Raw genomic sequence first — 10,313 nt, 5'->3', positions numbered from 1 at the left:
GTCCGCGTCGATCGACGCGGACCCGACCCGTCGCTCCGGGGCGTTCCCCGTTCGCTGTTACGGGCGCGACGCGGGTCGCGGCCCGCCGGGCTGCCACCCGGTCGGGACCTGCCGCGCTGGCTCATGATCCGTTACCGGTCAGGCGCCGAACCGGGGGAAGGCGATCTCGCCCGCGTAGCGTGCGGCGTCGCCGAGGGACTCCTCGATGCGGAGGAGCTGGTTGTACTTCGCGACGCGCTCGGAGCGCGCCGGGGCACCGGTCTTGATCTGGCCGCTGCCGACGGCGACGGCGAGGTCGGCGATGGTGGTGTCCTCGGTCTCGCCGGACCGGTGGCTCATCATCGTCTTGTAGCCGTTGCGGTGCGCCAGCTCGACGGCGTCGAGGGTCTCGGTCAGGGTGCCGATCTGGTTGACCTTCACCAGGAGCGCGTTCGCGGCACCCTTGACGATGCCGTCCTCGAGACGCTCCGGGTTGGTGACGAACAGGTCGTCACCGACGAGCTGGACCTTGTCGCCGATCGCATCGGTGAGCGCAATCCAGCCGTCCCAGTCGTCCTCGCTGAGCGGGTCCTCGATCGAGACCAGCGGGTACTGGCCGAGCAGCTCCGCGTAGAACGCGCCCATCTCGTCGGCCGAGCGGACCTTGCCCTCGAACTTGTAGCCGGTGCCGTCGGTGTAGAACTCGGTGGCCGCGACGTCCAGCGCCAGCGCGACGTCCGTGCCCAGCTTCAGGCCTGTCTTCGCGACGGCCTCGCCGATCAGGTCCAGCGCTTCCTTGGTGCCCGCCAGGTTGGGCGCGAAGCCGCCCTCGTCGCCGAGGCCGGTCGAGAGACCCTTGGCCTTGAGCACCGACTTGAGCGAGTGGTAGACCTCGGCGCCCCAGCGCAGGGACTCCTTGAAGGTCGGCGCGCCGATCGGCGCGATCATGAACTCCTGGACGTCGACACCGCTGTCAGCGTGCGCGCCGCCGTTGATGATGTTCATCATCGGGACCGGCAGGATGTGGGCGTTCGGGCCGCCGACGTAGCGGAAGAGGTCGAGGCCGGACGACTCGGCAGCCGCCTTCGCCACCGCGAGTGACGCACCGAGCAGGGCGTTCGCGCCGAGGCGGGACTTGTCCGGGGTGCCGTCCTCGTCGAGGAGTGCCTGGTCGACGGCGCGCTGTTCGGCGGCGTCGAGGCCGATGATCGCGGGCGCGATGTCGTCGAGAACCGCCTCGACGGCCTTCTCGACACCCTTGCCCAGGTAGCGGTCGCCGCCGTCACGCAGTTCCACGGCCTCGTGCTCGCCGGTCGACGCGCCCGAGGGCACCGCGGCGCGCGCGAAGGTGCCGTCCTCCAGCAGCACCTCGACCTCGACCGTCGGGTTTCCTCGCGAATCGAGGATCTCGCGGGCTCCGACCTGCTGAATGATGGCCACGGATGGTTCTCCTTATCGGCGGCTGTACTGGTTCTGGGGCGACGCCGACCGACGCGGTCACGTCGACTTCGGCGATTTCGCTAATAGTGCCAGGTCCGAGCGTAACCAACCCAACCGGCCGGGGTGCCCCCGCACACGCCGGATGCGGAACTCCCGATGCGTTCCACGTGACGTCTCACGGTGCGCTCCGCACGGCATAGGTGTTGGCCCGGTCTCGGACGTCGAGGAGGTACTCGCCGGACAGGTTGTAGGCCATGAGCGCCTGCCGCCATCCGGCCTCCGCGGTGAGGTCGCCGCCGCGGGCGCACAGGTAGCGGGCCGCGGTGAGCGCCGCGTCGTCGATGCTGTCGACGTCGACGACGCCGTCGCCGTTCGCGTCGACGCCCCACCGGCGCCACGTCTCGGGGATGAACTGCAGCGGCCCCATCGCCCGGTCGTGGACGGCGTCGCCGTCGAGTGCACCGCCGTCCGTGTCGGGGATCTCGGCGACACCCGGTCCGCCGTCGAGGGGGATGCCACGGATCGGCGGGGCGACGGTGCCGTCGGCGGCGACGGACGCGCCGCGGTGCGTCCCGTGCCTGCTCTCCACTCCGGCGATGCCGGCGATGGTGGTCCAGGTGATGCCGCAGTCGGGACGTGACCTCGCCATCACCGCGGCCGCATATCCGTACGCCTCGAGCGCGGTGGCGGACACGCCCGTCCCGTCGGACACCGACTGCGCCCAGTCCGCCAGTTGGTCCGCGGTGCGTCCCGGCGCATCGACGTCGATCGGCGGCATCGCGGCGCCGGGTAGCGGCGGCACGTTCTGTGGAATCGGAGCCTCGGGCTCCAGGGAGCAGGCGGCGAGGGTCGTCACGAGGGCGACGACGGCCGCACCCGCGCCCAGTGCTCGTCTTCTGCTGATCACCCCATCGATGATGCCTGGGCTCGGCGCGTGCCCACTGCAGGCACTACGCCCAGTGGGTCCGCCAGTCGTCCGCGGTGAGCCGCGCGACTCCCGCCGCGGCGGCGGACTCCTCCGCCCGGCGCACCCGCTCGGCGAACGTGAGCACGGCCGTCCGGAGCCGGACCTCCGCGTTGTCGCCCACCTCGACGGTGGTCAGGTCTGCCGGAATCAGCTGGTCCGGCAGGCCTGCCTTGCGGGCCCGGCCGAGCACCTTCTCGGCGAACGCCAGTGACGGCAGCGAGGTGGCGATCCCGTCGAGGCAGGATGCGCGCTGCTTCTCGGCCTCCTTGCGTGCCTCCCACGCCCGTTCCTGCTCGGCGATGTCGATCGGACCGGAGACGTCGGCGGCGAGGTGCGGACTGCGGTGCGCCAGCTTCGCGACGAGTTCGGCGGCGACGTCGTCGACGGTGAACTCCCCCGCTGCCTCGGCGATGCGGGAGTGGAACAGCACCTGCAGCAACAGGTCTCCGAGCTCCTCACGGATCTCGGTGGCGTCCCCCGCGACGACGGCGTCGAGCAGTTCGTATGTCTCCTCCACCAGGTACGTGGTGAGGGATTCGTGGGTCTGGGTGACCTCCCAGCCGCCGTACGACCACAGCCGGTCCATCACCTCGGCGGCCTCGACGAGCCCGTCGCCCGGTGTGCGGCCACCCGATGACTGCTCCCCAGCCGTCACGCGGACGCTCCCACCGCGACCGACATGTCCACCGAGCCTGCGGCCTTGCCGTCCATCGCGAGCAGGAAGTCCGCTGCGTACTGCAGCAACTGGACGTCCCGGACGCGGTCGGAGCCGACGCCACCGACGCGTGGCAGTGGCATCTGCACCATCCCGGTGGTGGCCCGGTACTGCGCGGCCGAGTACAACCGCTTGAGCCGCAACTGCTTCGAGTCCGGGAGCTGCATCGGCGAGATCTTCAGCTGGGTGCCCGTAACCGCGACCTCCTCGATCCCGTATTCGCGGCACAGGAGCCGCAGCTTTGCGACGGACACCAGCCGGCCGACCTCTTCCGGCACCGGGCCGTAGCGGTCGACGAGTTCGTCGACGACGGCTCCGATCTCGTCGTCGCCGCCTGCGGCCGCGAGCTTGCGGTATGCCTCGAGCCGCAGCCTGTCGCTGGTGACGTAGTCCGGCGGGATGTGTGCGTCCACGGGCAGGTCGATGCGCACCTCCTTCGGCGCTTCGTCCGTGGTGATCGGCCGCCCGTCCGCGACCGCCCGGTACGCCTCGACGGCCTCCCCGACGAGCCGCACGTACAGGTCGAAGCCGACACCGGCGACATGCCCGGACTGCTCGGCGCCCAGCACGTTTCCGGCACCGCGGATCTCGAGGTCCTTCATCGCGACGGCCATGCCCGCACCGAGGTCGGAGTTCTGCGAGATCGTCGCGAGCCGGTCGTAGGCGGTCTCGGTCAGTGGCTTCTCCGGCGGGTACAGGAAATACGCATAGCCGCGTTCCCGACTGCGTCCGACGCGACCGCGGAGCTGATGGAGCTGCGACAGGCCGAGCGAGTCGGCCCGCTCGACGAGCAGGGTGTTCGCGTTGGAGATGTCGAGTCCGGTCTCGATGATCGTGGTGCAGACGAGGACGTCGAACTCGCGCTCCCAGAACCCCTGGACCGTCTTCTCCAAGGTCTCCTCGTTCATCTGACCGTGCGCGACCACCACCCGCGCCTCGGGCACGAGTTCGCGAATCCGCTTGGCGGCCTTGTCGATCGAGCTGACCCGGTTGTGCACGTAGAACACCTGGCCGTCACGGAGCAGCTCGCGGCGGATCGCGGCGGCGACCTGCTTGTCGGCGTACGCGCCCACGTAGGTGAGCACGGGGTGCCGCTCCTCCGGCGGGGTGAGGATCGTCGACATCTCACGGATGCCGGCCATGCTCATCTCCAGCGTGCGCGGGATCGGCGTCGCGGACATCGTGAGCACGTCGACATGGGTGCGCAGCGCCTTGATGTGTTCCTTGTGCTCGACACCGAAGCGCTGCTCCTCGTCGACGATCACCAGCCCGAGGTCCTTGTATCGCACCCCCGTCTGGAGGAGACGGTGCGTACCCACGACGACATCCACCTCGCCGTCGGCGAGCTGGGCGATGATCTCCTTCGACTCGGCCGGGTCGGTGAACCGCGACAGCCCCCGGACCTTCACCGGGAAGCTCGCCATCCGCTCCGTGAACGTCTGCAGGTGCTGCTGCGCGAGCAGGGTGGTCGGCACGAGGACCGCCACCTGTTTGCCGTCCTGGACCGCCTTGAACGCGGCGCGCACCGCGACCTCGGTCTTGCCGTAGCCGACGTCGCCGATGACGACCCGGTCCATCGGGACGGGCTTCTCCATGTCGGCCTTGACCTCGTCGATGACGGTGAGCTGGTCCTGGGTCTCGGTGAACGCGAACGCGTCCTCCATCTCCTTCTGCCACGGGGTGTCGGGGCCGAAGGCGTGACCGGGCGCGGCCTGCCGGGCCGCGTACAGCTGCACGAGCTCGCCTGCGATCTCGCGGACCGCCTTGCGCGCCTTGCGTTTCGTGTTCTGCCAGTCCGAGCCGCCGAGCTTGCTGAGCGCGGGCAGCTCACCGCCGACGTAGCGGGACAGCTGGTCGAGGGATTCCATCGGCACGAAGAGCCGGTCGCCGGGGTGTCCGCGCTTGCTCGCCGCGTACTCGATGACGAGGTACTCGCGGCGGGCGCCGCCGACGGTCCGTTCGACCATCTCCACGAACCGGCCGATGCCGTGCTGGTCGTGCACCACCATGTCGCCTGCGGTCAGGGCGAGGGGGTCGACCTGGTTGCGGCGCTTCGGCGGCAGCCGCCTGCCGTCGCCGGCCGCGGCGACCCGGTTGCCGGTCAGGTCCGCCTCCGACACCAGCACCAGTCCGGCATCGGGTCGCTCGGTGGGCAGCACCAGACCGTTCTGCAGCGAGCCGCACAGCACCGACACCTGACCGCGCGCGGGCTCCGCGCCGGGCGCGAGCAGCACGGTCGGGACCTCGGCGTCGCGGAGCCGTTCGAGTGCACGCTGCGCGGTGCCCGACCCGGCGACGACGATCGCGGCGCGACCGCCGGTGGTGACGTGCGCGCGCAGCATGACGAACAGCTCGGCGAGCAGTTCGTCGGAGCCGCGCACCTCGGGCGCTGCCTGGATGTCGAGGAGCAGCTCGTCCTCGCTGCCCGACGCGAGCGGGCTGACGGTCCACCACGCCCGGCCGGCGGCCTCGGTGCTCTCCCGCACCTGTCGCAGGCTCCGGTAGGCGGACGCGGCCAGGTCCACCCCGCTCATTCCGGAGGTGTCGAGGGTGGAGGTGTCGAGCGGCGCCTCGGCACCGATCGAGGCCGCCGTCCACGACGCCTCCAGGAACTCCTGTCCGGTGCGGACGAGATCGGTTGCGCGGGTACGGATCTTCTCCGGGTCGCACAGCAGCACGTGCGTTCCCTCGGGAAGCACCTCGGTGAGCAGGACCAGTTCGCCGGACTGGAGCACCGGCAGCAGCGCCTCCATGCCGTCGACGGGGATGCCCGCGGACAGCTTGTCCAGCATCTCGACGAGCGCCGCGTCGGCCTGGTTGTCGCGGGCCAGGACCGCGGCCCGGTCGCGGACCGTCTCGGTGAGCAACAGCTCCCGGCACGGCGGCGCGACGAGCGTCGCCACGGTCAGCTCCGGGATGGACCGCTGGTCGGCGACCGAGAAGGGTCGCAACTCCGTCACCTCGTCGCCCCAGAACTCCACGCGGACAGGGTGATCGGCGGTCGGTGAGAAGATGTCGAGGATGCCGCCGCGGACGGCGAACTCGCCGCGCTTGCCGACCATGTCGACGCGGGTGTAGGCCATCTCCACGAGGCGGGTGACGAGTTCCTCGAACGGCACCTCGCTGCCCTCGCGCAGCGTCACCGGCTCGATGTCGCCGAGACCGGGCGCCATCGGCTGCACCAGCGACCGGACGGTGGTGACCACCACCTGCAGCGGCGGACCGTAGTCGGCGTTGTCGGGGTGAGCGAGGCGACGCAGCACCTCGAGCCGGCGGCCGACGGTGTCGGCACCCGGCGACAGTCGCTCGTGCGGCAGCGTCTCCCAGGACGGGAACTGCGCGACCCGTTCGCCGAGGATCTCCTTCAGTTCGGTGGTGAGGTCGTCCGCCTCACGTCCGGTCGCGGTGACCAGCAGCAGTTGTGTGTGCTCGGCGATCGCGGTCGCGAGGAACGGCCGGGCCGGATTGGGCGCGACGATCGACAGCGCGCTACGCCCGATGGCCTCGCGCACCGGCCCGAACGCCGGATGCGCGAGCGCGACGCCGGCCACCCCCGCGAGCGGCAGCGTCGACTCCCCGGTGTCCGGGTCTGCTGGATGGGTGGGGGGCACCGTCGAAGGCATGTGGATGGACCGTCCCTGGATCGCCGAACGCGTACGGCCGACCGGTTGCGGCGACCACGGACAAGTCTAGGACGGGCTGCCGACGGTGCCGTGGGTCACCTCGCCGGGGCGGTCACTGACCGAGCTGGGGGTCCGCTTCCAGGTTCGTGAGCCCGTTCCAGCACAGGTTGACCAGGTGGGCCGCGACGACCTCCTTGCTCGGCGAGCGCTCGTCGAGCCACCAGGTGGCGGTGGTCGCGACCATTCCGACGAGCGCCTGGGCGTAGAGCGGTGCCAGCGCGGGATCGAAGCCACGGCGCGAGAAGTCGCCCGCCAGGATGTGCCCGACACGGGTGACGGCCTCGTTGAGCAGGCTCGAGTAGGTGCCCTCCTCCGCGGACACCGGCGAGTCGCGCACCAGGATGCGGAACCCCTCGGTGCGTTCCTCCACGTAGGTGAGCAGCGCCAACGCGGCCAGCTCGACCCTGATCCGGGACCGGTTCTGTTCGAGGGAGTTGGTGACCATCTCGAGCAGCACCGACATCTCCCGGTCCACGACGACCGCGTAGAGCCCTTCCTTACCGCCGAAGTGCTCGTAGACGACGGGCTTCGAGACGTTCGCGCGGGCCGAGATCTCCTCGACGGACGCGGCCTCGTAGCCGCGCTCGGCGAACACGCTGCGTCCGATCTGGATGAGCTGCTCACGACGCTGGGTGCCCGTCATCCGGGTGCGCACCGGCTTGTCTCCGGGCGGCTCGGTGTCGGCGGAGGACTGCGGTGGTCGCGACATGTGAGCCAGCCTATCGGCCGGACATCGCGACCCTCCGCTGGCAGCTGCGGCGATTCCGGCATGGCGGTTGGCACCTGAGCGGGGTCTCGTGCAAGGATCGTGGGCGCACAGCGGACCGCCGGAGCCGGGGTTTCGATCCCTGGATGTCCTGCTAACCCGCAGGCAATCCGCCGTAGTGTAATGGCAGCACCTCTGATTTTGGTTCAGATAGTTCAGGTTCGAGTCCTGGCGGCGGAGCGAGCGGCAGTTCACCATGTTCGATTCGAGGAGCTTCATGCCAACCGAGACCGCCGTTGTCGTCCTCGCCGCCGGAGCGGGGACCCGGATGCGGTCCAAGACGCCGAAGGTGCTGCACACCCTGGCCGGCCGGTCGATGCTCGCGCACTCCCTGCACGCCGCGGCGCTCGTGAAACCGAACCATCTGGTCGCGGTCGTCGGCCACCAGCGCGACGTCGTCGTCCCCGCGGTCGCCGAGGTGGCGGCGCGGCTCGGTGTGACGGTCGGGACCGCGGTCCAGGACGCGCAGAACGGCACCGGCCACGCCGTCGCATGCGGGCTGAGCGCACTCCCCGACAACTTCACGGGCACCGTTCTCGTGACGTCCGCCGACGTCCCCCTCCTCGACGGCGACACGTTGCGCCGGCTCCTCGACGCGCACGCCGAGGCCGACGCCGCCGTGACGGTCCTCACCTCGACCGCCGCCGATCCGACCGGTTACGGCCGGATCCTGCGCACCACCGACGGCGAGGTCACCGCGATCGTCGAGCAGGCCGACGCCACCGCCGCGCAGCTCGCGATCACCGAGGTCAACTCCGGCGTGTACGCGTTCGACGCGCAGACCCTGCGGTCGGCGTTGGGTGAGCTGAGCTCCGACAACGCCCAGGGCGAGCTGTACCTGACCGACGTCGTCGCCATCGCCCGCCGCTCAGGCGGTTCGGTCCGCGCGCTGCGCCTCGACGACGCGCTGCTCGTCGCGGGCGCCAACGACCGCGTGCAGTTGGCGGCACTGGCGACGGAGATGAACCGGCGGATCCTCGAATCGCACATGCGGGCAGGCGTCACCGTCGTCGACCCGGCCTCGACGTGGATCGACGTGGACGTCGTCATCGGGCGCGACGTGACGATCCGGCCGGGCGTGCAGTTGCACGGCGCGACGGCGGTCGGCGAGGACGCCGAGATCGGCCCCGACACCACCCTGACCGGCGTCACGGTCGGCGCGGGCGCGTCGGTGATCCGCACGCACGGCGACGACGCCGTGATCGGGGCGGGCGCGACGGTCGGGCCGTTCACCTACCTGCGTCCCGGCACGGTACTCGGCGAGTCGGGCAAGCTCGGCGCATTCGTCGAGGTGAAGAACTCCGACATCGGCGATCACACGAAGGTGCCGCATCTCACGTACGTCGGGGACGCGAGCATCGGGTCGCACAGCAACATCGGAGCGTCGAGCGTCTTCGTCAACTACGACGGAGTGAACAAGACCCGTACCGTGGTGGGGTCGCACGTGCGGACGGGGTCGGACACGATGTTCGTCGCCCCGGTCCGGGTGGGCGACGGCGCGTACACGGGCGCAGGCACGGTCCTGCGTGAAGATGTTCCGCCGGGGGCGCTGGCCGTCTCCGGAGGCAGGCAACGGAACATCGAAGGCTGGGTCGAGAAGAACAGACCCGGTACGGCAGCCGCACAGGCGGCGGCATCGGCACAGCAGCACAACGAGAACTCGAGCAAGGACGGCGAAGAGCAGTGACTTCGAATTGGACCGACAACCAGAAGAACCTCATGCTCTTCTCCGGTCGCGCGCACCCGGAGTTGGCGGAGCAGGTCGCCAAGGAACTCGACATCCAGGTCACGCCGCAGACGGCGACCGACTTCGCGAACGGCGAGATCTTCGTCCGGTTCGAGGAGTCGGTCCGCGGCTCCGACGCCTTCGTGCTGCAGTCGCATCCGGCCCCGCTGAACCAGTGGGTGATGGAGCAGCTGATCATGATCGACGCGCTCAAGCGGGGTTCCGCCAAGCGCATCACCGCGATCCTGCCGTTCTACCCGTACGCGCGTCAGGACAAGAAGCACCGCGGCCGTGAGCCGATCTCCGCTCGCCTGATCGCGGACATGCTCAAGACCGCCGGAGCGGACCGGATCATCACCGTCGATCTGCACACCGACCAGATCCAGGGCTTCTTCGACGGCCCGGTCGACCACATGCACGCCCTCGGTCAGCTCGCCCAGTACGTGCGCGAGAACTACGGCACCGACAACATCTGCGTCGTCTCCCCCGACGCCGGCCGCGTCAAGGTCGCCGAGAAGTGGGCGGACGCCCTCGACGGCGCACCGCTGGCATTCGTGCACAAGACCCGCGACCCGCTGGTCCCGAACCAGGTCAAGTCGAACCGCGTCGTCGGTGACGTGAAGGGCATGACTTGCGTCCTGATCGACGACATGATCGACACCGGCGGCACCATCGCAGGTGCCGTGAAGGTCCTCAAGGACTCGGGCGCGGGTGACGTCATCATCGCGACCACGCACGGCGTGTTCTCCGATCCGGCCGCCAAGCGGCTCGCGACCTGCGGCGCGAAGGAGGTCATCGCGACCAACACGCTGCCGATCCCGGAGGAGAAGCGGTTCCCGACGCTGACCATCCTGTCGATCGCGCCGCTGCTCGCGCGCACCATCCGGGAGGTCTTCGAGAACGGATCCGTGACCTCCCTCTTCAACGGAAGTGCCTAGTAGGACTTTGTTAGGTCGGAAAGGTGTGGTGGCAGGTCGGGCAGGTGCCGATCCAGATGGCAAGTGCGCGTTGGATGTCGCGGACGATGCCGTACAGGG

At 70.0% G+C, this 10,313-nt stretch carries 7 protein-coding genes and 1 tRNA gene; 3 read left to right on the top strand and 5 right to left on the bottom strand.

Features of this window, described 5'->3' with window-relative positions; all coding sequences use genetic code 11:
* Positions 1 to 138: 138 nt before the first annotated feature.
* The 5 genes from eno to ACFSJG_RS03710 all read right to left on the bottom strand — a co-directional run bounded on the left by eno (position 139) and on the right by ACFSJG_RS03710 (position 7,427).
* Positions 139 to 1,419 (bottom strand): phosphopyruvate hydratase, encoded by a 1,281-nt coding sequence (gene eno, locus ACFSJG_RS03730; protein ID WP_378483864.1) that lies wholly within the window; start codon positions 1,417 to 1,419, stop codon positions 139 to 141.
* A 175-nt stretch (positions 1,420 to 1,594) separates the two neighbouring features.
* Positions 1,595 to 2,323, bottom strand: coding sequence for a lytic transglycosylase domain-containing protein (locus ACFSJG_RS03725; RefSeq protein ID WP_378484248.1), 729 nt, complete (start codon positions 2,321 to 2,323; stop codon positions 1,595 to 1,597).
* A 46-nt stretch (positions 2,324 to 2,369) separates the two neighbouring features.
* The gene (locus ACFSJG_RS03720) at positions 2,370 to 3,041 is read right to left on the bottom strand and encodes a nucleoside triphosphate pyrophosphohydrolase (protein ID WP_378483863.1); all 672 of its coding nucleotides are present in this window, start codon (positions 3,039 to 3,041) and stop codon (positions 2,370 to 2,372) included.
* Positions 3,038 to 6,724 (bottom strand): transcription-repair coupling factor, encoded by a 3,687-nt coding sequence (gene mfd, locus ACFSJG_RS03715; protein WP_378483862.1) that lies wholly within the window; start codon positions 6,722 to 6,724, stop codon positions 3,038 to 3,040. Before mfd ends, ACFSJG_RS03720 begins: the two co-directional genes overlap by 4 nt.
* Positions 6,725 to 6,836: 112 nt before the next feature.
* Positions 6,837 to 7,427, bottom strand: coding sequence for a TetR/AcrR family transcriptional regulator (locus ACFSJG_RS03710; protein ID WP_378484247.1), 591 nt, complete (start codon positions 7,425 to 7,427; stop codon positions 6,837 to 6,839).
* A gap of 232 nt (positions 7,428 to 7,659) precedes the next feature.
* Here ACFSJG_RS03710 and ACFSJG_RS03705 point away from each other — a divergent pair.
* The 3 genes from ACFSJG_RS03705 (at position 7,660) to ACFSJG_RS03695 (ending at position 10,214) form a co-directional block, all read left to right on the top strand.
* A tRNA-Gln gene (locus ACFSJG_RS03705) sits at positions 7,660 to 7,730 on the top strand.
* A 37-nt stretch (positions 7,731 to 7,767) separates the two neighbouring features.
* Entirely contained in the window at positions 7,768 to 9,237 is a 1,470-nt protein-coding gene (glmU, locus tag ACFSJG_RS03700) for a bifunctional UDP-N-acetylglucosamine diphosphorylase/glucosamine-1-phosphate N-acetyltransferase GlmU (RefSeq protein ID WP_378483861.1), read from the top strand.
* Positions 9,234 to 10,214: a ribose-phosphate diphosphokinase gene (locus tag ACFSJG_RS03695; protein WP_378483860.1), complete on the top strand. Its 981-nt coding sequence runs from the start codon at positions 9,234 to 9,236 to the stop codon at positions 10,212 to 10,214. The genes glmU and ACFSJG_RS03695 overlap by 4 nt, the downstream gene beginning before the upstream one ends.
* Positions 10,215 to 10,313 lie beyond the last annotated feature (99 nt).

The organism is Rhodococcus gannanensis (assembly GCF_042681175.1).
Classification (GTDB): domain Bacteria; phylum Actinomycetota; class Actinomycetes; order Mycobacteriales; family Mycobacteriaceae; genus Rhodococcus_G; species Rhodococcus_G gannanensis.
The sequence above is the reverse complement of the archived record's forward strand: the minus strand, read 5'-3'. Positions and strand labels throughout refer to the sequence as shown.